This is a genomic window from Aeromonas sp. s2, assembly GCF_040907935.1.
GTDB lineage: Bacteria > Pseudomonadota > Gammaproteobacteria > Enterobacterales > Aeromonadaceae > Aeromonas > Aeromonas dhakensis.
Genome location: NZ_JBFOCR010000012.1, coordinates 76,618 through 99,242, shown reverse-complemented (window position 1 = coordinate 99,242; position 22,625 = coordinate 76,618). Strand labels below are relative to the sequence as shown.

The 22,625-nt window shown below is 63.2% G+C and carries 17 protein-coding genes; 10 read left to right on the top strand and 7 right to left on the bottom strand.

The window, feature by feature from the left end:
• Positions 1–9: 9 nt before the first annotated feature.
• Positions 10–1,806 (bottom strand): phosphogluconate dehydratase, encoded by a 1,797-nt coding sequence (edd, locus tag AB5Y81_RS10130; protein ID WP_010635430.1) that lies wholly within the window; start codon positions 1,804–1,806, stop codon positions 10–12.
• Positions 1,803–2,312, bottom strand: a complete 510-nt coding sequence (locus AB5Y81_RS10125; protein ID WP_005307862.1) for a gluconokinase — start codon at positions 2,310–2,312, stop codon at positions 1,803–1,805. Before AB5Y81_RS10125 ends, edd begins: the two co-directional genes overlap by 4 nt.
• Positions 2,313–2,557: 245 nt before the next feature.
• Here AB5Y81_RS10125 and gntU point away from each other — a divergent pair, with 245 nt between their 5' ends.
• From gntU to AB5Y81_RS10105, 4 genes are all read left to right on the top strand, one after another.
• Positions 2,558–3,898, top strand: a complete 1,341-nt coding sequence (gene gntU / locus AB5Y81_RS10120; RefSeq protein ID WP_019840070.1) for a gluconate transporter — start codon at positions 2,558–2,560, stop codon at positions 3,896–3,898.
• 146 nt (positions 3,899–4,044) lie between these two features.
• Positions 4,045–5,394 (top strand): CDP-diacylglycerol--serine O-phosphatidyltransferase, encoded by a 1,350-nt coding sequence (pssA, locus tag AB5Y81_RS10115; protein WP_279462901.1) that lies wholly within the window; start codon positions 4,045–4,047, stop codon positions 5,392–5,394.
• 179 nt (positions 5,395–5,573) lie between these two features.
• Positions 5,574–7,643 carry an ATP-dependent DNA helicase RecG gene (gene recG, locus AB5Y81_RS10110; protein ID WP_042005831.1) on the top strand — a complete coding sequence of 690 codons (2,070 nt, stop codon included), beginning with the start codon at positions 5,574–5,576 and terminating at the stop codon, positions 7,641–7,643.
• Positions 7,644–7,785: 142 nt separating this feature from the next.
• Complete coding sequence (locus AB5Y81_RS10105) at positions 7,786–9,852, top strand: AsmA-like C-terminal region-containing protein (protein ID WP_042005830.1); 2,067 nt, start codon at positions 7,786–7,788, stop codon at positions 9,850–9,852.
• Between the two features lie 62 nt (positions 9,853–9,914).
• Here AB5Y81_RS10105 and AB5Y81_RS10100 read toward each other — a convergent pair whose 3' ends face one another.
• Positions 9,915–10,823, bottom strand: coding sequence for a bifunctional GNAT family N-acetyltransferase/hotdog fold thioesterase (locus AB5Y81_RS10100; RefSeq protein ID WP_005307835.1), 909 nt, complete (start codon positions 10,821–10,823; stop codon positions 9,915–9,917).
• 173 nt (positions 10,824–10,996) lie between these two features.
• On the opposite strand from AB5Y81_RS10100, the gene AB5Y81_RS10095 reads away from it, so the two are divergent.
• Positions 10,997–11,674, top strand: a complete 678-nt coding sequence (locus tag AB5Y81_RS10095) for a spermidine synthase (RefSeq protein WP_042005826.1) — start codon at positions 10,997–10,999, stop codon at positions 11,672–11,674.
• Here AB5Y81_RS10095 and dtd read toward each other — a convergent pair.
• From dtd to typA, 3 genes are all read right to left on the bottom strand, one after another.
• Positions 11,663–12,100, bottom strand: a complete 438-nt coding sequence (gene dtd, locus AB5Y81_RS10090; protein WP_017788643.1) for a D-aminoacyl-tRNA deacylase — start codon at positions 12,098–12,100, stop codon at positions 11,663–11,665. The genes AB5Y81_RS10095 and dtd overlap by 12 nt on opposite strands.
• An 80-nt stretch (positions 12,101–12,180) precedes the next feature.
• The gene (locus tag AB5Y81_RS10085) at positions 12,181–13,053 is read right to left on the bottom strand and encodes a virulence factor BrkB family protein (protein WP_010635440.1); all 873 of its coding nucleotides are present in this window, start codon (positions 13,051–13,053) and stop codon (positions 12,181–12,183) included.
• Positions 13,054–13,224: 171 nt separating this feature from the next.
• On the bottom strand, positions 13,225–15,036 hold the full coding sequence (gene typA / locus AB5Y81_RS10080) for a translational GTPase TypA (RefSeq protein WP_005307808.1): 1,812 nt from the start codon (positions 15,034–15,036) through the stop codon (positions 13,225–13,227).
• Between the two features lie 352 nt (positions 15,037–15,388).
• Here typA and glnA point away from each other — a divergent pair, with 352 nt between their 5' ends.
• From glnA to add, 5 genes are all read left to right on the top strand, one after another.
• Positions 15,389–16,798, top strand: a complete 1,410-nt coding sequence (gene glnA, locus AB5Y81_RS10075) for a glutamate--ammonia ligase (protein ID WP_005307807.1) — start codon at positions 15,389–15,391, stop codon at positions 16,796–16,798.
• A gap of 91 nt (positions 16,799–16,889) precedes the next feature.
• Positions 16,890–17,471 carry a DUF4124 domain-containing protein gene (locus tag AB5Y81_RS10070; protein WP_017766236.1) on the top strand — a complete coding sequence of 194 codons (582 nt, stop codon included), beginning with the start codon at positions 16,890–16,892 and terminating at the stop codon, positions 17,469–17,471.
• An 80-nt stretch (positions 17,472–17,551) separates the two neighbouring features.
• Positions 17,552–18,607, top strand: a complete 1,056-nt coding sequence (glnL, locus tag AB5Y81_RS10065) for a nitrogen regulation protein NR(II) (RefSeq protein ID WP_017766235.1) — start codon at positions 17,552–17,554, stop codon at positions 18,605–18,607.
• 9 nt (positions 18,608–18,616) lie between these two features.
• Positions 18,617–20,035, top strand: a complete 1,419-nt coding sequence (gene glnG, locus AB5Y81_RS10060; RefSeq protein WP_005307804.1) for a nitrogen regulation protein NR(I) — start codon at positions 18,617–18,619, stop codon at positions 20,033–20,035.
• A 141-nt stretch (positions 20,036–20,176) separates the two neighbouring features.
• Positions 20,177–21,178 (top strand): adenosine deaminase, encoded by a 1,002-nt coding sequence (gene add / locus AB5Y81_RS10055; RefSeq protein WP_279485011.1) that lies wholly within the window; start codon positions 20,177–20,179, stop codon positions 21,176–21,178.
• A gap of 68 nt (positions 21,179–21,246) precedes the next feature.
• Here the strand turns inward: add and hemN are convergent, their stop codons facing one another.
• Positions 21,247–22,620: an oxygen-independent coproporphyrinogen III oxidase gene (hemN, locus tag AB5Y81_RS10050; protein ID WP_279485012.1), complete on the bottom strand. Its 1,374-nt coding sequence runs from the start codon at positions 22,618–22,620 to the stop codon at positions 21,247–21,249.
• Positions 22,621–22,625: the final 5 nt, after the last annotated feature.

Below are 22,625 nucleotides of genomic sequence, written 5' to 3'. Positions count from 1 at the left end.
AGCTCTTCCTTAGTCAAAGATGGTGGCGCCACACTCGGCGCTCGATACCGCGCGACGCATCACGCTGAACAGTTCACGGCCCCACCCCTCTTGTTCCAGAGTGAGGTCGATCTCGGCCTGGGTACGGCCGCTCAAATCGGTCAGGCAGTCGAGGCTGCCGGTTACCGCATCCACCCGCAGCAGGTCGCCATCGGCAAGCAGGCCGATGGCCCCGCCGTGCAGCGCTTCCGGGGTGACGTGGATGGCGGCCGGGATCTTGCCGGAGGCGCCGGAGAGGCGACCATCGGTGACCAGCGCCACCTTGTGACCGGCTTTTTGCAGGTTGCCGAGCACCGGCATCAGCTTGTGCAGCTCCGGCATGCCGTTGGCGGCCGGGCCATTGTGACGCACCACGATGACGGCGTCCTGATTGAGATCCCCCGCCTTGTAGGCCGCTTCCACCGCATGCTGGGAGGAGAAGACCCGGGCCGGTGCTTCAATAACCCGATATTCGGGGGCGACGGCGGAGACCTTGACCACGGCGCGGCCCAGATTGCCGGAGAGCAGCTTGGTGCCGCCGGTGGCCTGGAATACGCTACCGGAAGGCGACAATACACTCGCATCGCCGCTCTCGCCCACCGGCTGCCATACCAGCTTGCCATCCGCCAGTACCGGGCGGCTGAGGTAATCCTGCATCTCGCCGAAGACCGGGGTGGCATCCAGGTGGATCAGCCCCTCTTGCGCCAGCCGGCGCATCAGGCCGGGCACGCCACCCGCCTGCTCGAAGGCGTTCACGTCGGCCGGGCCGTTCGGGTACATGCGTACCAGCAGCGGCACCACGTCGGAGAGATCGCTGATGTCGTCCCAGGTCAGCACCAGACCGGCGGCGCGGGCCAGCGCCACCATGTGGATGCTGTGGTTGGTGCTGCCGCCGGAGGCGAGCAGGGCCACCAGCCCGTTGACCAGCGAGCGCTCGTCAATCACCGCACTCAGGGGGCGATAGGCCGGGGAGCCGGGGATCATGGCGCTGATGCGGCGGGCCGCCTCCTCGGTGAGGGCGCGGCGCAGCTCGCTATGCGGGTGTACGAAGGCGGAGCCCGGCAGCATCAGGCCCATGGCCTCGAACACCAGCTGGTTGGTGTTGGCGGTGCCGTAGAAGGTGCAGGTACCCGCCGCGTGGTAGGCGCCGCACTCCATCTTGAGCAGGGCATCACGACCCACTTCGCCGGCGGCGTACTGCTGGCGCACCTTCACCTTCTCGTCGTTGCTGATGCCGCTCGCCATCGGGCCGGCCGGCACGAAGGCGGTGGGCAGATGAGCGTGGGAGAGCGCTCCCATGATCTGGCCTGGCGCTATCTTGTCGCAGATGCCGAGCAGCAGGGTGGCATCGAAGGTGTTGTGGGAGAGCGACAGCGCGGTTGCCTGGGCGATCAGATCGCGCGAAAACAGGGACATATCCATCCCCGGCTGCCCCTGGGTCACGCCGTCGCACATGGCGGGCACGCCGCCGGCCACCTGGGCGCTGTGGCCGAGCTCGGCCAGCGCGGCCTTGATGATGTCCGGATAGCCCTGATAGGGCTGATGGGCGCTCAGCATGTCGTTGTAGGCGGTGACGATGCCGACGTTGGCGCGGGTCATGTCGAGGATGCGCCCCTTCTCGTCACAGCTGGAGGCGGCCACGGCGTGGGCCAGGTTGCCACAGGCCAGCGCGGCTCGGGTCTTGCCCTGATCGGCCTGACGCTGGATGCGGGCCAGGAAGGCCTGGCGACGGGCGGCACTGCGCTCGCGAATGCGGGCGGTGACGCTGGAAATAACCTGATGGATCATTGGGCTTGCTCCAATGCGGTGACGGCGCGATCAACCACCTGTTCGAAGGTGCCGTCGATATCGATGTGGAATACACCGGCTTCGCCGTCCGGGCGCTCCAGGGTATCGAACTGACTTTGTACCATGCTTTCGCGCATGAAGTGGCCCTTGCGGGCCCGCATCCGCTCGAGGATCAGCGGCTGGCTGCCGTCGAGGAAGAGGAAGCTGACCGACTCGTTGCCCTCGCGGATCTGGTCGCGATACTGCTTCTTGAGGGCCGAGCAGACGATGACACCCACCTCGTTCTTCTGCTCCAGGCTGTAGGCCGCGTCACGGATCCGCTCCAGCCAGGGGGCGCGATCCTCGTCGTTGAGGGGGTTGCCACCGGCCATCTTCTGGATGTTGGCCCTGGGGTGCAGATCATCACCGTCGATGAACTTGGCGCCCAGCACGCTGGCCACCTTGAGGCCCACGCTGGACTTGCCGCTACCACACACACCCATCACGATAATGCTCTTACCCGCCATTGTTTGACCTCTATCTCATTTTTCAAAAAACGTGCTGCCGATGGGTTCTAACTTAGCACGTTACCGGTAACATGTTACCGGTAACAACAAGAATTGTGAAGTCTGCCACAGACTGAGCGCACTCATAGTCACCTGGGCAAGCGAGTTTGAGCCCTGACCATAAATCTAAATAAATCATAAAGATATGGTCTGCCGACGGATCGGCAGGGTGTCGATACTGAACTTGGAACAAGGAATGCACAACAATGTCTGACCTCTCCCTGATCATGACGGCCGCCGGCTCCATCGTGCTGCTGCTCTTTCTGGTGATGAAGGCCCGCCTGCACGCGGTCGTCTCCCTCATCCTGGTCTCCATGGTGGCGGGGCTCGCCGCCGGCATGAACCCGGCCGACATCGCCGCCACCATCCAGAAAGGGATGGGCGGCACCCTCGGTTTCGTCGCCGTGGTGGTGGCACTGGGTGCCATGTTCGGCAAGGTGATGGAAGTCACCGGCGCCCTCGACCGGGTGGCCCACACCCTGCTCGGCAAGTTCGGCGTCAAGCGCGCCAACTGGGCCATGGCGCTGACCGGCTTCGTCTGCGCACTGCCGCTCTTCTTCGACGTGGCCGTGGTGCTGCTGATCGGCGTCGCCTTCGCCATCGTCCGCCGCGGCGGCGGCAGCGTGGTGAAGATCGGCATCGCCCTGCTGGCAGGCATCGCCACCTGCCAGGCTTTCCTGATCCCGGCGCCGGGCCCCATCCTGGTGGCGTCCCAGCTGGGGGCCGACTTCGGCTACATGATCCTGTTCGGCCTGATCGCCGCCGTTCCTGCCCTGATCCTGGCCGGCCCGCTGTTTGGCGAGCTGATCAGCAAGGTGGTGGACGTGCCGCTGCCGGCCGACGCCCAGAGCAGCGCCCATGACGACGGCCAGAACCTGCCCTCCTTCGGGCTGGCCATGGGCCTCATCGGCCTGCCGCTGCTGCTGATCGGTCTCAAGACTATCGTCGGCCGCTTCGTCGAGGCCGGCACGCCCCTGCACGGCTGGCTGGAGTTCATCGGCCACCCCTTCACCGCCATCATGGTCGCCTGCCTGGCAGCCTTCTACCTGCTGGGGATCCGCCGCGGCATGTCCCGTGACGAGGTGATGAGCGTCTGCAACAGCGCCATCCAGCCGGCCGGCGTCATCATCCTGGTGACCGGTGCCGGTGGCGTGTTCAAGCAGGTGCTGGTGGATTCCGGTGTGGGCGCCGCCCTCGGCAACATGCTGGCGGACTCCGGCCTGCCCATCGTTGCGCTGGCTTTCATCCTGGCCGCTGCGGTGCGGGTCATTCAGGGTTCCGCCACCGTCGCCATGCTGACCGCCTGCGGCCTGGTGCTGCCGATGCTGGAGCCGCTCGGCCTCAGCGGCGCCCAGCTGGCGGCGGTCACCATCGCCATCGGCGGCGGGGCCATAGTTCTCTCCCACGTCAATGACTCCGGCTTCTGGCTGGCCAACCGCTACCTCGGTCTCACCGAGAAGCAGACCCTGCAAACCTGGACCGTAATGGAAACCATCATCGGCACCACCGGCGGCGTGATGGCCATGCTGATCTACAGCTTCCTCTGATCGCGACCATGCAGAAAAAGGCCTCCGATGTGAGGCCTTTTTCATCTTTATGACGATTCTTTCTTTGGCTAACAGGGCGAGATTGCTAGAATCGCCTATCCATCGCTCCGAGTGGAACGCTTAACGCAGTGATTTCAGGTTTCTCTATGCATTCATCGGCACATTATCGACAGCTGCTGGCGCGCCTGCCCCAGATCGCCGTCGCCGCAGACCAGTTTGAAGTGCTCAGCAGCGCCAAGGACTTCAAGAGCCGGATCCTTTCGCTCATCGCCAGCGCGACTCGCCGCATCTATCTGGTGGCACTCTATCTGCAGGATGACGAGGCGGGACGGGAGATCCTCTCCGCCCTCTATGCCGCCAAACAGCGCAACCCGGCCCTCGACGTCAAGGTGTTCGTCGACTTCCACCGTGCCCAGCGCGGCCTGATCGGCAAGGGCAAGCAGGGTGGCAACCACCTGATGTATCAGGAGATGGCCGCTCGCCACGAGCACCAGATCGCCATCTATGGCGTGCCGGTAAAAGGCCGTGAACTGCTCGGAGTGCTGCACCTCAAGGGGTTCATCTTCGATGACACCCTGCTCTACTCCGGTGCCAGCCTCAACGACATCTACCTGCACCAGCAGGATCGCTACCGTTTCGACCGCTATCACCAGATCACCAGCCCGGAGCTGACCCGCAGCATGGTCAACTACGTGGATGACCTGTTCCTGCGCAGCGAGGCGGTGCAGCGGCTGGATCGCACCGACATCCCCAGCGCCAAGCAGTTGAAGGGGCCGATCCGTCGCTTCAAGCACAACCTGCGTCTCGGCCAGTACCGCTTCGACACCATGCCGGTCAACAGCCAGGAGGTGGCCATCACCCCGATGAGCGGCCTGGGCAAGCGCGGCAACCAGCTCAACAAGATGATCCGCACCCTGGTGCGGGCCACCGAGCGGGAGATCTTCATCTGCACCCCCTACTTCAACCCGCCCAAGGAGTTGAACAAGGATATCGAGGCCCTGCTCAAGCGCGGCTGCAAGGTGACGATCGTGGTGGGCGACAAGACCGCCAACGACTTCTTCATTCCGCCGGAGGAGAAATTCTCCACCATCGGCGGTCTGCCCTATCTGTACGAGACCAACCTGCGCAAGTTCGCCGAGCGCAACCAGCATCACATCGATGCCGGCCGTCTCAACCTGATGCTCTGGTGCTGCGAGCGCAACTCCTACCACCTCAAGGGGATTTTCGTGGATGACGAGTGGGCCCTGCTCACCGGCAACAACCTCAATCCCCGCGCCTGGGCGCTGGATCTGGAGAACGGCCTGCTGGTCTACGATCGCCGCCACCTGCTGCGGCCCCAGTTCAACGCCGAGCGCGAGAACATCTTGGCCAACACCAAGCGCATCAGCCACTTCGATCAGATCGAGCAGATCCAGGACTACCCGGATCAGGTGCGCAAGCTGCTGGCCCGGATCCACAGGGTCAAGGCCCATATCCTGCTCAAGCGCATCATCTGACCGGCGCGCCTCGCGCCTTCGGGTATCCTCACAAGGGCCTGCCGCACATCGGCAGGCCCTTGTCATTGGGGGCACCGCTGCCCACCAGCCGAGCCCCAACCGCACGACGCGGCTTGCGTCGGGACGGCAATAAACCCTATCATCTGGACATATTTACAGTGTTTTCGGGCATCTAATTGATGAAATTGGATAAAATTTCCCTCGACAGCCTCAAGGGCGTCGGCAGCAAGATGCAGGAAAAGCTCGAGCGGCTGGGGCTGGCCACGGTGCAGGATCTGCTGTTCCACCTCCCCCTGCGCTACGAGGACCGCACCCAGGTGTGGCCCATCGGCGATCTGCCGCCCGGCCTACACGGCGCCGTCGAGGGGGAGATCCAGGACACCCAGCTGGTGATGGGGCGTCGCCGCATGCTGGTCTGCCGCATCAGCGACGGCACCGGCACCCTCACCCTGCGCTTCTTCAACTTCACCGCCGCCCAGAAGAACAGCCTGAGCCCGGGCCGCTTGATGCGCTGCTTCGGCGAGGTGCGCCCCGGCAAGTACGGGCTGGAGATGGCCCACCCCGAGTACAAGCTGCTCGGCGAGGAGCAGGCCGGCCAGACCGAAGAGGCGCTCACCCCCGTCTACCCGACCACCGAGGGGCTGCGCCAGCTCACCCTGCGCAGCCTCACCGATCAGGCGCTGGCCCAGCTCGACCTCTACGGCGTGGAGGAGCTGCTGCCCGCCGGCCTCTATCCCCAGCAGATCGATCTGGCCGCGGCCCTTAAGCTGCTGCACCGTCCGCCCCCCTCGGTGGCGCTGGCCCTGCTCGAGAGCGGCCAGCACCCGGCCCAGCAGCGGCTGGTGCTGGAGGAGCTGCTGGCCCACAACCTATCTGTGCTCAAGGTGCGGGCCCAGGCACAGACTCAGCTCGCCCGCGCCCTCAAGCCGGCGCCGGCGCTGGTGGAACAGCTGCTCGGCGCCCTGCCCTTCACCCCCACCGGTGCCCAGAACCGGGTGGTGGCCGAGATAGGTAAGGATCTGCAGCAGAGCCACCCCATGATGCGGCTGGTGCAGGGGGACGTAGGCTCCGGCAAGACCCTGGTCGCGGCACTCGCCGCCCTGCAGGCCATCGGCAACGGCTGTCAGGTGGGGCTGATGGCGCCGACCGAGCTGCTGGCCGAACAGCACGCCATCAACTTCGCCAAGTGGCTGGAACCGCTCGGCATCGGGGTGGGCTGGCTGGCTGGCAAGCAGAAGGGCAAGGCGCGGGAGGAGGCGCTGGCCGCCATCGCCGACGGCAGCGTCAAGATGGTGGTGGGCACCCACGCCATCTTCCAGGAGCAGGTGGTGTTCCAGCGCCTCGCCCTGGTGATCATCGACGAACAGCACAGATTCGGTGTGCATCAGCGCCTCGCCCTGCGGGAGAAAGGAGAGCGGGAGGGGGTACATCCCCACCAGCTCATCATGACCGCCACCCCCATCCCCCGCACCCTGGCGATGACCGCCTATGCCGACCTCGACACCTCCATCATCGACGAGCTGCCACCGGGCCGCACCCCCATCACCACGGTGGCGCTGCCGGACAGTCGCCGCCAGGACGTGATCGAACGGGTCAGACTGGCCTGTGAGGAGGGCAAGCAGGCCTACTGGGTCTGCACCCTGATCGAGGAGTCGGAAGTGCTGGAGTGCCAGGCCGCCGAGGACACCGCCGCCGAGCTGCAAAATCGGCTGCCCGGCCTGCACATCGGGCTGGTGCACGGCCGGATGCGGCCGGTCGAGAAACAGCGGGTGATGGAGGAGTTCAAGGCGGGCATACTGCAACTGCTGGTCGCCACTACCGTCATCGAGGTGGGGGTGGACGTGCCCAACGCCAGCCTGATGATCATCGAAAACCCGGAGCGACTGGGGCTGGCGCAGCTGCACCAGCTGCGCGGCCGGGTCGGGCGTGGCTCGGTGGCCTCCCACTGCGTGCTGCTCTATCATGCTCCCTTGTCCAAGACGGCCCAGAGCCGGCTCGGGGTGCTGCGGGAGACCAACGACGGCTTCCTCATCGCCCAGCGCGATCTGGAGCTGCGCGGCCCGGGCGAGCTGCTCGGCACCCGCCAGACTGGCCTGGCCGATCTCAAGATCGCCGATCTGGTGCGGGATCAACCGCTCATCCCGCATGTGCAGAAGATGGCGCGCTTCTTGATGGACCGCCACCCAGATCATGTCGAACCCTTGATCCGCCGCTGGCTCGGCCTGCGGGATCACTACTCCAATGCCTGACCAAGGCAGAGGCAGAAGATGGGCACATTGCCTGCTGGATAGACACCCAGGCCATGTCGAGCCCTTGATACGACGCTGGCTCGGTCTGCGGGATCACGCTGCCAACGCCTGATCACCCAACCAATACAGGAGGAAAGCGCTTATGAATTCCTGGCTGCGCGGCCTGCTCTACACCCTTGCCTTCCTGTTGCTGTTTGTCTGGGTCGGGCTCGGCCTGTTCGACGCCGAGCGGGCCAAGGGGCCCATCGCCGGCTGGCTCAGCCAGCAGACTGGCGTACCCGTCACCATAGGCCGACTGGTGTTCAACCCGCTTCACCCCTACACCCTGCTGGCGGAGCAGGTGAGTTACGGCAACGCCGTGACCCTCGACAAGATCTATCTCGAGATAGAGAGCATCGACTGGCTGAACCGGGACGTGCGCATCGCCCATCTCGACCTCATTCGCCCGGCCATCAAGCTGCCGCAGCCCAACCAGCTGCCGAGCCTGCCGGTGCACTCCCTCACCATCGCCGACAGCACCATAGACCGGCTCAGCCTGGAGAGTGACGGGCTAACCCTGCGCGGCCTCAACGCCACCCTGAGCGACTGGCAGCTACTCAACCCGGTGCGCCCACCCCAGGCCAATCTGACCCTCAACATCGCTGAACTGGCGACCCCGGCCTGGGCCCTCTCCCGTCTCAACCTGGCCGGCCGGCTGGAAGGTCAGGTGCTGAGCACCGACAAGCTGACCGCCAACCTGTTCGACGGTCTGCTCGAAACCGGCATGGTGCTGGACTGGCCCGCCCGCAGCCTGCGGCTGAACAACCTCAAGACCCAGGGCATGCGCATCGAGTGGGGCACCCTCGCCAAAGCCGAATCCCCCCTGCGCCAGGTCAGCCTGGATCTCGGCCAGATCCGGGATCTCAGCTTCAACGACATCGAGCAGGAGCTGGCCCTCAACAACCTCAGCGGCCAGCTGACCGCCTTCAACTGGCAGGCTGGCAGCACGCCCAGCGGCTACTTCTCGGGGACCCTCGGCGATCTCGGCCGTGGCCTGTTCCAGCTGGAGGCCATTCAGGGCAAGGTCGCCTTCTCGCCCCAGCAGCTGGATGCCGAGCTGCAGGGCAAGGCCTATGAAGGGGAGTTCAACCTGGAACTCTCCTTCGATCCCCTGCAGCAGAAGCTGACCCTGAAGGACATGGCGCTGAGCGGCATGGACATCAGCCTGCCGGAAGGGTGGTGGCAGGATTGGCAGAGCTGGCGCCCGCAGCAGATCGACATCCGCAAGCTGGCCTTCGACAAGCTCAAGGTGCTCTCCTTCGACGATACCCTGCCCCTCTCCCTGACCGGCTGGCAACTCTATCTGACCGACCTCAGCCTGCGCGGCAACCAGCCGGGACCGCTGCTGGGCCGGGCCCGCCTCGAGAGCGCCTGGTTCGAACTGGTGTGGGACGGCCTCAGCGCCCGCAACGGCGAACTGGATGGCGAGCTGAGTACCGGCTCCTGGCAGCTCAACAAGCTCACCAGCTCGCTGCCGGATGAGGGCAGCCTCAGCCTGAGCGGCCAGTGGGGACGCGAGCCGGGCCAGACCAGCCGGGTGCAGCTCAAGGGCGAGAAGCTGGATCTGGTGCAGTGGGGCAAGATCCTCCACTCCCCCGTCTCCTTCGCCGGCAAGCTGGATCTGAGCGCCGATCTGCAGGCGCTGCACAGCGGCACCCCGGGCGCCTGGCGCAGCTCCCTGCAGGGGAATTTTGCCCTCGATGCCACCGAACCCTTCTGGGACAAGGTGAAGATAGATCCGCTGCTGGATCAGTGGTTCAAGCAGGCGGCGGCGCCGACCCTCACCCCGACCGAGCTCTGGCAGGCGATGCAGGAGGGCGACACCCCCTTCTATCGCATCAAGCTGCAGGGCAAGGTGGCCCAGGGCCAGCTGAAGATCGAGCAGGCCGGCGCTTCCACCATCACCCACCTGCTGGGGCTGCAGGGCAGCGTCGATCTGGTCAATGAGCAGTGGCAGCTGGATCTGGGCGTTCTCAACGGCCAGCACTGCGCCGAGCTGCTCGGTCAGTGGCGCGGGCCGCTCGCCGAGCCGACCCTCAGCTGGGGCTTCCAGCAAAAACCGGAAGGCTGTGGCTGGGAGACCGGCGTGCGCTACCCGCCCCAGGGCAACGGCAGCCCGCTCTGGCGACCAGCGCCGAAGGCCCCGGCCACACAGGCGGCCAACGGCTAGCCGATAGAAAGCAACAAGGCCTCGTGATGAGGCCTTGTTGTTTGATGGGATCCCGCGCGCCGCTACTGACCCGGCCGCTTGACCGGCTGCACCACGTAGTGACCGAGGAACTCGGCGGCCAGCTTGTCGCCGCTGAACAGCTTGATCTTGAGGCTGAACTTGGCGGACTCACCGGCCTTGAGCGGCTCGAGCACGGCGGGCATGCCTTCGCGGGCCACCCGCGCCTCCGGCTCCTCCTTGACCGGCCGGTAGTACTTGATGTTGCCCTCCGCCAGCACAGTATCCCCCACCAGCCCCGCCTCCTTGAGTTGCAGCCAGATCAGGCCCCAACCCGCCAGCACGCACTGGCTGTAGATGCTGCCGGCGAACATGGTGTCATGCACGTTGAGGTTGGCCGCCAGATTGGCCTTGAGGTGGAAGGTCTGACCGTCGTAGTGGGTAATGTGCACCCCCATCTTCTCGCTGATGGGAATGCCCTGCGACCAGCGGGTGGTGAGATCCTGGCACCACTCGGGGCGGTACTGGATGGTCTGCAGCGGGCTCAGAGACTTGATCATCTGGCGGTGCGGAATGCGGCCGAAGGAGACGGGGCCTTCCCCCACCTCGAGAAAGCCGCACTTGCGGTAGAACTCCACCGCCTCCTGGCGGGCATTCATCACCAGTCGCTTCACCTTCTCGCTGCAGGCCAGCTGTTCGAGATCCTGCACCATGCGGGCACCCAGCCCCTGACCGCGAAATTCGGGGCGCAACGCCATGAAGCGGATCTGCGCCTCGTCACCGCCGACAAACAGCCGCCCCACCGCGATGGGCGTGCCGTCGGGGGCCAGCATCAGCCGGTGAATGGCGACGGTGTCGTATTCGTCCCGCTCGGAACCGAGAGGCAGATTGAAGGGTTTACGCAGCAGTTCCCAGCGCAACTGGTAGTAGGCATCCAGTTCGGCGTCGGTTTGAGGAGTGACTACCCGGTACATAAAGCGATCCTTGAGTTGGCGCCGACGGACAGAGTGAAGGGCTTGCGCACCCATGCCTCCCAGCTCAATTGATAATGGGCATCCAGCTCGGCTGCCATCTGGGGGGTGACCACCCGGTACATAGTTCCATCCTTGAGTTACACTGGTCGAAAACCATCTTGCCGTGCAAATTCATGGACTTCAATCTGCAAGCGTACCAAGCCGACCACTTATTGCACCTCAGCGCCAAGCCCCAGCGCCGGCTCACCGTGCAGGAAAATGCCCATCACCGCTGGCTGGAGATCGACGGCGTGGTGCAGTCGGCCATGTCCCTGGCCGAGCCCGCCACCCTCTGCCTGCCGCACCAACAGGTGATCGCCTGCCTGCTGCCCGAACAGGCCGCCAGCATCCTCGAACTGGGGCTGGGAGGCGGCGATCTCACTCGCCATCTGCGCCGACGCTGGCCCGATGCCCGCCACGAGTGCGTCGACCTCGATGAAGAGGTGATCACCCTCTATCAGCTGTTCTTTCAGCCCGAACAAGGCAGCCAGCGTACACCGACCCTGCACCAGGCCGATGCCCTCGCCTTTCTGGAGCAGAGCGAGGCGCAGTACGACCTCATCCTGCTCGATCTGTTCAGCCAGGACGGCAATCCGCCGCTGCTGTTCCAGGAGCGCATCTATCAGGCACTGGCCCCCCGCCTCAACGGCGAGCTCATCATCAACCTGCTGCCGCGCACCCGCCTCGAGCTGACCCGGGTGCTGATGCTGCTGGAGCAGTGGGTCGGCCCCACCACCCCCTACCCTGTACCTGGGCTGCGCAACATACTGCTGCACACCAGCCCGCGCGATCTGCTGGCGTCAGACCTGTAGCCAGAAGGTAACCGGACCATCGTTGACCAGCGCCACCTTCATGTCGGCGGCGAAGCGGCCGGTTGCGGTCGGTATGCCGCTGGCGGTAGCCTGCGCCACGAAGTAGTCGTACAGCCGCTCGGCCTCGACCGGATGAGCGCCGCCGGAGAAGCTGGGTCTCATCCCCTTGTTGGTATCCGCAGCCAGGGTGAACTGGGAGACCACCAGCAGACTGCCACCGGCCTGGCTCACGTTGAGGTTCATCTTGCCATTCTCATCGGAGAAGATGCGGTAACCGCTCACCTTGTGCAGCAACTTGTCGGCCTTGGCCTCGTCATCCCCCTGCTCCACCCCGAGCAGCACCAGCAGACCCTGACCGATAGCCCCAGTCACCTCGCCCTCTACCGTTACGCTGGCCTCGCTGACCCGCTGAATCAGTGCAATCACATCCCTCTCCTCTCAAAACGAAACGACCGCCCCCATCTGCTGACGGGGGCGGTCGTCGATGCTAACAGCAAGGGGGCGGGTCAGGCCAACTCATCGGCACCCGGTCGCTCATATTCGCCGAGACAGGCGGTGGTCTCGGCACCCAGCAGCACCACCAGCCAGCTCAGGTAGACCCATACAAACAGGATGGGGATGGTCGCCAGCGCACCATAGATGGCCTGATAGGAGGGGAAGTTGGTGATATAGATGGCAAAACCACGCTTGGCCAGCTCGAACAGGGTGGCCGCCACCAGGGCGCCGATGAAGGCGTGCATCAGCCGCACCTTGCAGTTGGGCACCACGGTATAGACCAGCAGGAAAGTGAGCACAGAGAACAGGAACGGCAGGCCGCGCAGCAGCAGGTAACCGATGCCGAACAGGCTCTCGGCCCCGAACAGCCGCAGCGAGAAGATATAGGAGGAGATGGCGATGCTGGCCCCGATGAGCACCGGGCCCAGAGTCAGGATCATCCAGTACATGGCGAAAGCCTGGGCCAGTGGCCTGCTTTGGGTGGAGCGCCAGATGTAGTTGAGATTCTTGTCGATGGCCGAGATCAGCATCAGCGCCACCACGATCAGGGCGCCGATGCCGACCGCCGTGGTGTTGGTGGCGTTGGCCACGAAGCCGTCGATGTACTCCTTGAGCATCTCGCCGGCGGTGGGCACGAAGTTGTGATAGACGAACTGCTCCATCGCCTGCTTCAGACTCTGGAACACCGGAAAGGCCGACATCATGCCGAACACCACGGCGATCATGGGCACCAGGGAGAGCAGGGTGACATAGGCCAGATAGCCGGCGGTGACCGTCAGCCTGTCCTGCTGGAAACGGCCCCAGACGAACTGGGCGAAATGGCGCCCATCATGGCGCAAGAAAGAGAGGGCGTGACCGAGACGGCCACCGGATTTCAGCTGCATTGTGCTTCCCGATGTCTTCATCATGTCGACATTGTGTCAGATCCCGTCACCGTTTGACCACCCGCGAGCCGGCCGGATGCGACTCGTCCGGGCGCGACTGTGGCTCCTTCTGCGGAAAACGACCATAAAAAAAGAGGCCCGCAGGCCTCTTTTCATCGCTGATGCAGCGGATCAAGCACGACCGGCGCGCTTGCGGTCCAGCTCGGTCAGCAGCTTCTTGCGGATACGGATGCTCTTCGGAGTGACTTCAACCAGTTCGTCGTTGTCGATGAACTCCAGAGCCTGTTCCAGCGACATGCGGATCGGCGGAGTCAGCACCTGGGCTTCGTCGGTACCGGAGGCACGCATGTTGGTCAGCTGTTTGCCCTTCAGGCAGTTGACGGTCAGGTCGTTGGAACGGGAGTGAATACCGATCACCTGGCCTTCGTACACTTCGGTCGCGTGACCGATGAACAGACGACCACGGTCTTGCAGACCGAACAGGGCATAGGTCAGCGCCTTGCCGGTAGCGTTGGAGATCAGCACGCCGTTCTGACGCTCACCGATGCTGCCACCCTTGTGCGGACCGTAGTGGTCGAAGGTGTGGTACAGCAGACCGGTACCTGAGGTCAGGGTCATGAACTCGGTCTGGAAGCCGATCAGGCCACGGCTCGGGATCATGAAGTCGAGGCGAACACGGCCTTTGCCATCCGGGGTCATGTTGGTCATCTCGCCCTTACGCAGGCCGAGTTGCTCCATAACGGAACCCTGGTGCGCTTCTTCCACGTCCACGGTTACGGTTTCGAACGGTTCTTGCAGAACGCCGTCCACGGTGCGCAGGATAACTTCCGGACGGGATACCGCCAGCTCGTAACCTTCGCGACGCATGTTTTCGATCAGGATGGAGAGGTGCAGTTCACCACGACCGGAGACACGGAACTTGTCCGGATCATCGGTCTCTTCCACACGCAGGGCCACGTTGTGGACCAGCTCCTGGTTCAGACGCTCCAGGATGTTGCGGGAGGTCACAAACTTGCCCTCTTTACCGGCGAACGGAGAGGTGTTGACCTGGAAGGTCATGTTCACGGTCGGCTCGTCAACGGAGAGCGGCGGCAGCGCTTCAACAGCACCGTTGTCGCAGATGGTGTCGGAGATCTTCAGCTCGCCCAGACCGGTGATGGCGATGATGTCGCCAGCTTGCGCATCGGCCACTTCGGTACGGGACAGACCCAGGTAGCCCAGCACCTGGCCAACTTTGCCGGTACGGGTCTTGCCATCGGCACCCACCACGGTCACCTGCTGGTTGGTCTTGACGCGACCACGGGTGATGCGGCCGATACCGATAACGCCCACGTAGGAGTTGTAGTCCAGCTGGGAGATCTGCATCTGGAAGGCACCGTCGGTGTCGGCGGCAGGCGCTTCCACGTTGTCGACGATGGCCTGGAACAGGGGTTCCATGTTCTCGGACTCGACGTCTTGATCCAGGGTGGCCCAACCGTTCAGTGCAGAGGCGTAAACAACCTTGAAGTCCAGTTGCTCATCGGTGGCGCCCAGGTTGTCGAACAGATCGAAGACCTGATCCATTACCCAATCAGGACGAGCACCCGGACGGTCGATCTTGTTGATGACCACGATCGGCTTCAGACCCTGGGCGAACGCCTTCTGGGTCACGAAACGGGTCTGCGGCATCGGGCCGTCAACGGCGTCAACCAGCAGCAGTACGGAGTCAACCATGGAGAGCACACGCTCAACTTCACCACCGAAGTCGGCGTGACCCGGGGTATCCACGATGTTGATGCGGTAGTCGTTCCAGCGGATCGCAGTGTTCTTGGCGAGAATGGTGATGCCACGTTCCCGTTCCAGATCATTGGAGTCCATGATCCGTTCCTGACCTTCGCTGGTGCGATCCAGAGTGCCGGATTGCTGCAGCAGCTTGTCCACCAGCGTGGTTTTGCCGTGGTCAACGTGCGCAATAATCGCAATATTGCGTAAATTCTCTAACATTCTCGCCTCAAATCACCGGGTAAAATTGGGCGCTAATTGTACTCTCGCCTTTGTGATCTGCCTAGCAGAATTGCAGTACATTCGCGCATAACAGGGGATCAGGATCATAGACCTTCTCATCAAAGCCTGCTTAGATAGGGGCCGACCGTATACCACGCACCATTTTAGTGCACCAAAACGATCCAAGGTTGCACTACTTTGAGGCGTAACGCGCTGAGATAGCGAGTCTCGGGGCAGGCCCGTAGTCGCAAATGCCCTGAAATCAAGCTGTCACAAACTTGGCACGATACTGGCTTATGTGAATGTGATGACGCATTCACCCTAAGAGTTTTAACACCGGAGGTTACTTAGCATGTCAGCCCAGAACGTTTTGGCCCTGATCCAGGAACACGAAGTCAAGTTTGTCGACCTGCGCTTTACCGATACCAAGGGTAAAGAGCAGCACGTATCCATCCCTGCCCACCAGGTCGACGAAGATTTCTTCGAAGACGGCAAGATGTTCGACGGCTCCTCCATCGGCGGCTGGAAAGGCATCAACGAATCCGACATGGTGCTGATGCCGGATCCTGCCTCTGCCAAGCTGGACCCGTTCACCGAAGAGACCACCCTGAACATCGTCTGTGACGTGCTGGAACCCGCTACCATGCAGGGTTACGACCGCGATCCGCGCTCCATCGCCAAGCGTGCCGAAGACTTCCTGAAAGCCAGTGGCATCGCCGACACCGTGCTGTTCGGGCCGGAGCCGGAATTCTTCATGTTCGACAACATCACCTTCTCGAACACCATGGGTCACAGCTTCGTGAAGATCGAATCCGAAGAAGCCGCCTGGAACTCCGGTACCAACTACGAGCACGGCAACAAAGGCCACCGTCCGTTCGTGAAGGGCGGTTACTTCCCGGTTGCCCCGGTCGACTCCTCCCAGGACATCCGCGCCGCCATGTGCCTGGTGCTGGAAGAGATGGGCCAGGTCGTTGAGGCTCACCACCACGAAGTGGCCACTGCCGGTCAGAACGAGATCGCCACCCGCTTCAACACCCTCACCCTGAAGGCTGACGAAGTACAGGTGCTGAAGTACGTGATCCACAACGTGGCCCACGCCTACAACAAGACCGTCACCTTCATGCCGAAACCCATGTTCGGCGACAACGGCTCCGGCATGCACTGCCACCAGTCTCTGGCCAAGAACGGCGTCAACCTGTTCGCCGGCGACCTGTACGGCGGTCTGTCCGAGATGGCGCTGCACTACATCGGCGGCATCATCAAGCACGCCAAGGCCATCAACGCCTTCGCCAACCCGACCACCAACTCCTACAAGCGTCTGGTACCGGGTTATGAAGCACCGGTCATGCTGGCCTACTCCGCCCGCAACCGCTCTGCCTCCATCCGTATCCCGGTGGTACCGAGCCCGAAAGCGCGCCGCATTGAAGTCCGCTTCCCGGATCCGGCTGCCAACCCGTACCTGGCCTTCGCTGCCCAGCTGATGGCCGGTCTGGACGGCATCATCAACAAGATCCATCCGGGCGATGCCATGGACAAGAACCTGTATGATCTGCCGCCGGAAGAAGCAGCCGAAGTGCCGACCGTGGCCGGCTCTCTGGACGAAGCCCTGGCCGCGCTGGATGCGGATCGCGAGTTCCTGACCCGCGGTGGCGTGTTCAGCGACGACTTCATCAACTCCTACCTGGAGCTGAAGCAGCAGGACGTTGACCGTGTGCGCATGACCCCGCACCCGCTGGAATTTGAACTGTACTACTCCGTTTAATCCGGATCCCAGCTCAGAACTTGACCAAACCCGCCGACAGGCGGGTTTTTTCTCTGATAGGATTAAGCAGAATCCCGTCAAGGAGAGATGGATGAAAACCGCCTACCCAGTATGGATGCTGAGCCTGTTGCTGCTGGCCACCAGTGCCGCCCAGGCCTCCAAGGTATACTCCTGGACCGACAACCAGGGGGTCGTCCACTACACGGATGCACCGCCCCCGGGACAGAAAGCCAAGGAGGTCGATCTGCGCGTCGCCCCCTTCATCGGCACTGCCCCCCGTTCGGTCCAGGTGGACAACTTCAACAGCCTGACCGGTGTCGATGCCAAAAAAGAGAAGGAAGCGGCCAAGCTGGTGATCGAACTGCTCTCCCCGGAACAGGGCAGCACCCTGCGCGACAACACAGGCAACGTGGTGTTCCAGGGCCAGGTCAGGCCCCAGCCCCCCACCCAGTATGACGTGCGCCTGACCCTGGACGGCAAGGCGGCCCCTCTCGTCAACAATGCCCTCGCCATCCGGGTCGAAAACCTGGATCGCGGTGCCCACGAGGCCCAGCTCGAGCTGCTCGCCAAAGACGGTACGATCCTTGCTAAATCCAAGGCAGTCACCTTCTACCTGCACCGGGCCAGCATCAATTCAGCCCCCAAAGCGACCCCGCTCAACAACAAGGGGTGATCCTGTGCCTCGATACGGGTAGACTAAATGCACCACATTGGTGCATAGCTGGTGTATAGCACCGTTTTAGGGAGAAACCAGTGTCAACCCGCCCGGATCAAGCCAGGATACTGCTCGACAACCTGCTGACTGCCGTCATCCTGATGGATGAACGGCTCTGCATCCAGTTCGTCAACCCCGCTGCCGAGCAGCTGCTCTCCCTCAGTCAGCGCCGGTTGATCGGTATCGAGCTGCCCCATCTGCTGGAACATATCTCCCTCGATCTGCAGCGCCTCAAGCAGTGCCTCAGTTCGGGGCAGGGCTTCACCGACAGCGAAGTCACCCTGGTGGTGGAAGGGGAGCCCAGACTGGTGGAGATGAGCGTCAGTCCACTGGCCGACCACGAACAGCGGCTGATGGTGGTGGAGCTGCGCAAGATAGACCAGCAGAAGAAGATCAGCCAGGAGTTGCAGCAACATGCCCAGCAGCAGGCGGCCAAGGAGCTGGTACGCGGCCTGGCCCACGAGATCAAGAATCCCCTCGGCGGTCTGCGCGGCGCGGCCCAGCTGCTGCAAAAGGAGCTGCCCGACCCCGCCCTGCGCGAATATACCGGCATTATCATCGAACAGGCCGATCGGCTGCGGGTGCTGGTCGACCGGCTGCTCGGCCCCCAGCGCCCCGGTCGTCACCAGATGCACAACGTACACTCGGTGCTGGAGCAGGTGCGTCGGCTGGTGGAGCTGGAGCTGCCGCCGACGGTACGCATCGAGCGGGATTACGATCCCAGCATTCCGGAGTTCGAGATGGAGCCGGACCAGTTGCAGCAGGCCTTTCTCAACATGGTGCGCAACGCCGCCGAGGCCATCGGTGAGCAGACCGGCCTCATCCGCATCAAGACCCGCACCGCGTTCCAGATCACCATCCACGGCCAGCGCTACCGGCTGGCGGCCGAGATCAAGATCATCGACAACGGCCCCGGCATCCCGGATGCCATCCGCGACACCCTCTTCTACCCCATGATCACCGGCAAGGAGGGGGGCACCGGGCTCGGCCTCTCCATCGCCCAGAACCTGATCGACCAGCACAAGGGACGGATCGACTGCATCAGCTGGCCCGGCCATACCGAATTCACCATCTTTCTACCGCTTCGCAAATAAGGGAACGTCATGACAGCAAAAGTGTGGATCGTCGATGACGACAGTTCTATCCGCTGGGTGCTGGAGCGCACCCTAGGCAGTGAAGGCTTCGAGTGCGAAAGCTTCGCCGACGGCGAGGCGCTGCTGAGCTCGCTGGAGATGCGCTCGCCGGACGTCATCCTTTCCGATATCCGCATGCCCGGCATCGACGGCCTCAGCCTGCTTGAGCAGATCCATCGCCGCCAGGCCGACCTGCCCATCATCATCATGACCGCCCACTCGGATCTCGACAGCGCGGTCAACGCCTACCAGCGCGGCGCCTTCGAATACCTGCCCAAGCCGTTCGACATCGACGAGGCGGTCACCCTGGTGCGCCGCGCCGAGAATCACCTCAAGGAGCAGCGCACCAAGCGCAAGGCACGCCAGCAGGATCCGGCCAGCAGCCCGGAGATCATCGGCGAGGCGCCGGCCATGCAGGAGGTGTTCCGCGCCATCGGCCGGCTGTCACGCTCCAGCATCTCGGTGCTGATCAACGGCCAGAGCGGCACCGGCAAGGAGCTGGTCGCCCATGCCCTGCACAAGCACAGCCCGCGCGCCCACAAGAACTTCATCGCACTCAACATGGCGGCCATCCCGAAAGATCTCATCGAATCGGAACTGTTCGGCCATGAGAAGGGGGCCTTCACCGGTGCCAACAACATCCGCCACGGCCGCTTCGAGCAGGCCGACGGTGGCACCCTGTTTCTCGACGAGATAGGCGACATGCCGCTGGATGTGCAGACCCGGCTGCTGCGGGTACTGGCCGACGGCCAGTTCTACCGGGTCGGTGGCCATCAGCCGGTACAGGTGGATGTGCGGATCATCGCCGCCACCCACCAGAACCTGGAGAAGCGGGTGGCCGACGGCGAGTTTCGGGAAGACCTGTTCCACCGCCTCAACGTCATCCGCATCCACATTCCCGCCCTCAAGGAGCGGCGCGAAGACATTCCCCAACTGGCCCGTCACTTTCTGCTGCGGGCAGCCAAGGAGCTGAACGTGGAGGCCAAGAGCCTGCATCCGGATACCCAGGCCTATATCAGCCGTCTGCCCTGGCCCGGCAACGTGCGCCAGCTGGAGAACGTCTGCCGCTGGCTCACCGTGATGGCCTCGGGGCAGGAGGTGCTGGTGAGCGACCTGCCCACCGAGCTGCTGACCCCCATCACCAGCACCGCTGAGCCGGGCCAGCCGGCGCTGTCCGGCGGCTGGCAACAGCAGTTGCAGGATTGGGTTGCCGCCAAGCTGGCACTGGGGGAGACCGACATCCTGGCCGATGCCCTGCCCCAGTTCGAGCGGATCATGCTGGAAACCGCGCTGGATCACACCCATGGCCACAAACAGGAGGCGGCACGCCTGCTCGGTTGGGGACGCAATACCCTCACCCGCAAGCTGAAGGAACTCGACCTCTCCTGAGTCCCGAGGAAAAACGATTCCCATCACGCCTTGGCAAATCGCCGACCAATAAGACCCCGTTTGATTTCAAACGGGGTATCTTTTTTGGAAGCCCCGCCTAGAATGGCAGGCTTTCCAACCCGACTCGAAGAAGGCGCCATCATGATTGACAGATCTCTTCCCCTGACCGACCTGCACCGCCATCTGGACGGCAACATCCGTCCGCAGACCATCCTCGAGCTGGGCCGTCAGCACAACATTCAGCTGCCGGCAGACGAACTCGAAGCGCTGCGCCCGCATGTGCAGATCGTCGAGAACGAGCCTAGCCTGGTCGCCTTCCTGAAGAAACTGGACTGGGGCGTAGCCGTGCTGGCCGACTACGATGCCTGCCGCCGGGTGGCCTACGAAAACGTGGAAGACTTGCTGCGCGCCGGCATCGACTATGCTGAGCTGCGCTTCAGCCCGGTCTACATGGCGATGGCTCACAAGCTGCACCCGCAGGGCGTGGTCGAAGCCATCATCGACGGCGTAGCGGCCGGTAGCCGCGACTTCGGCATCAAGACCAACCTGATCGGTATCATGAGCCGCACCTTCGGCACCGAGCAGTGCAAGCAGGAGCTGGATGCCTGCCTGGCCCATCGCGATCGGCTGGTTGCCATCGATCTGGCCGGCGACGAGCTGGGCTTCCCGGGCGAGCTGTTCACCGAGCACTTCCGCCGGGTGCGCGATGCGGGCATGCGCGTCACCGTGCACGCCGGTGAAGCCGCCGGCCCCGAGAGCATGTGGCAGGCCATTCGCGAGCTGGGGGCCGAGCGTATCGGCCACGGCGTCAAAGCCATTCAGGATCCAGCCCTGATGGCCTACCTGGCCGAGCACCGCATCGGCATCGAATCCTGCCTCACCTCCAACATTCAGACCACCACGGTGGCGAGCCTGAGCGAGCACCCGATCCGCCAGTTCCTGGCCGCCGGCGTGCTGGCCTGTCTCAACACCGACGACCCGGCGGTAGAGGGGATCGACCTGCCCCACGAATATGAAGTAGCCGCTCCGGCCGCCGGCATGACGGTGAGCGAGATCCGCACCGCCCAGCAGAATGGCCTAACCCTGGCCTTCCTGAGCGAGAGCGAAAAGGCCGAGCTGAGCGCCCGCGCAGCCCAGCGCTGAGTACAGCCAAGCCCAATAAAAAAACCGCCGAGAGGCGGTTTTTTTATTTTCCAACAACATCGACCGGCTTAGATCACCCGGGAGAACTGCTGCTGGCGTGCCTTGCTCCGCAGGTAGACATCGAAGCACATGCAGATGTTGCGGATCAGCAGCTGACCGGTGGAGACCACCTCCAGCCCCTCTTCGGTCATGCGCACCAGACCGTCATCGATGAAGGTCTGCAGCAGTTTGAGATCCTCCGCGAAGTACTCCCTGAACACCAGACCATGGGCCTGCTCGACGGCGGCAAAGTTCAGGGAAAAATCACAGATAAGGCGCTTGATCACCTCGCGGCGGATCAGGTCGTCCCGGTTGAGGGAGCACCCCTTCCACTGGGCGTGCCCCAGCGTTTCCACCTGGGCGTAGTAGGCCTTGAGCTCTTTCTGGTTCTGGGAATAGGCGTCACCAATCATGCTGATGGAGGAGACCCCCAGCCCCAGCAGGTCACAATCCCCCTGGGTGGTATAGCCCTGGAAGTTGCGATGCAGCTTGCCCTCACGCTGGGCCACCGCCAGTTCGTCGTCTGGCTTGGCGAAGTGATCCATGCCGATGAACTGGTAGCCGCGGCCGGTCAGAAAGGCAATAGTGTCCTGCAGCATGGCCAGCTTCTCCTGCGGCGCCGGCATGTCCGCCTCCTTCAGCTTGTGCTGAGCGGCAAAACGGCTCGGCAGGTGGGCATAGTTGAAGATGGAGAGGCGCGCCGGGTCGGTCTTGAGCACCTCTTCCAAGGTGTGGTGGAAGCTCTCACGGTTCTGATGGGGCAGGCCGTAGATGAGATCCAGGTTGGTGGAACGAAAACCCAGTTCGCGGGCTCGCTCCAGCATGGCGCGGATGAAGTCGTTGTCCTGCTCGCGGTTGACCGCGACCTGGACCTCCTTGTTGAAATCCTGCACGCCAAGACTGATGCGGTTGAAGCCGATTTCCCGCAGCACGTCCAGCATGGAGAGCTCGATCTCGCGCGGATCCACCTCGATGCTGATCTCCCCCTCTTCGGCGAAATGGAAGTGCTCCCGCAACATGGTCATCAGTCGGCGGGTCTGGGGTTCATCCAGATAGGTGGGCGTGCCGCCGCCCCAGTGCAGCTGGGTCACCAGCCGTTCCTTGAACAGCGGGGCCTGTGCCTTGATCTCCTGCTCGAGGTAATCGAGGTACTGGTCAGCCTTGTGGCGGTGACGGGTGATCACCTTGTTGCAACCGCAGTAGTAGCAGAGCTTGTGACAGAAGGGGATGTGCACGTAAAGCGACAGGTTGCGCGCCGGATACTGGCTCGCGGCCTGGACGAAGTCCGGATAACCGAAGCCCTCATTGAACTCCAGCGCAGTGGGATAGGAGGTATAACGCGGGCCGCTGTAATTATATTTTTCGATCAGGGCCTGATCCCACACAATCTGTTCTGCTTGCACGCTTG

What these genes read in the sequence shown, in the direction of transcription:
- edd (WP_010635430.1), bottom strand. Translation starts at nt 1,806, where the DNA reads ATGATCCATCAGGTTATTTCCAGCGTCACCGCCCGCATTCGCGAGCGC.
- AB5Y81_RS10125 (WP_005307862.1), bottom strand. Translation starts at nt 2,312, where the DNA reads ATGGCGGGTAAGAGCATTATCGTGATGGGTGTGTGTGGTAGCGGCAAG.
- gntU (WP_019840070.1), top strand. Translation starts at nt 2,558, where the DNA reads ATGTCTGACCTCTCCCTGATCATGACGGCCGCCGGCTCCATCGTGCTG.
- pssA (WP_279462901.1), top strand. Translation starts at nt 4,045, where the DNA reads ATGCATTCATCGGCACATTATCGACAGCTGCTGGCGCGCCTGCCCCAG.
- recG (WP_042005831.1), top strand. Translation starts at nt 5,574, where the DNA reads ATGAAATTGGATAAAATTTCCCTCGACAGCCTCAAGGGCGTCGGCAGC.
- AB5Y81_RS10105 (WP_042005830.1), top strand. Translation starts at nt 7,786, where the DNA reads ATGAATTCCTGGCTGCGCGGCCTGCTCTACACCCTTGCCTTCCTGTTG.
- AB5Y81_RS10100 (WP_005307835.1), bottom strand. Translation starts at nt 10,823, where the DNA reads ATGTACCGGGTAGTCACTCCTCAAACCGACGCCGAACTGGATGCCTAC.
- AB5Y81_RS10095 (WP_042005826.1), top strand. Translation starts at nt 10,997, where the DNA reads ATGGACTTCAATCTGCAAGCGTACCAAGCCGACCACTTATTGCACCTC.
- AB5Y81_RS10085 (WP_010635440.1), bottom strand. Translation starts at nt 13,053, where the DNA reads ATGCAGCTGAAATCCGGTGGCCGTCTCGGTCACGCCCTCTCTTTCTTG.
- typA (WP_005307808.1), bottom strand. Translation starts at nt 15,036, where the DNA reads ATGTTAGAGAATTTACGCAATATTGCGATTATTGCGCACGTTGACCAC.
- glnA (WP_005307807.1), top strand. Translation starts at nt 15,389, where the DNA reads ATGTCAGCCCAGAACGTTTTGGCCCTGATCCAGGAACACGAAGTCAAG.
- AB5Y81_RS10070 (WP_017766236.1), top strand. Translation starts at nt 16,890, where the DNA reads ATGAAAACCGCCTACCCAGTATGGATGCTGAGCCTGTTGCTGCTGGCC.
- glnG (WP_005307804.1), top strand. Translation starts at nt 18,617, where the DNA reads ATGACAGCAAAAGTGTGGATCGTCGATGACGACAGTTCTATCCGCTGG.
- add (WP_279485011.1), top strand. Translation starts at nt 20,177, where the DNA reads ATGATTGACAGATCTCTTCCCCTGACCGACCTGCACCGCCATCTGGAC.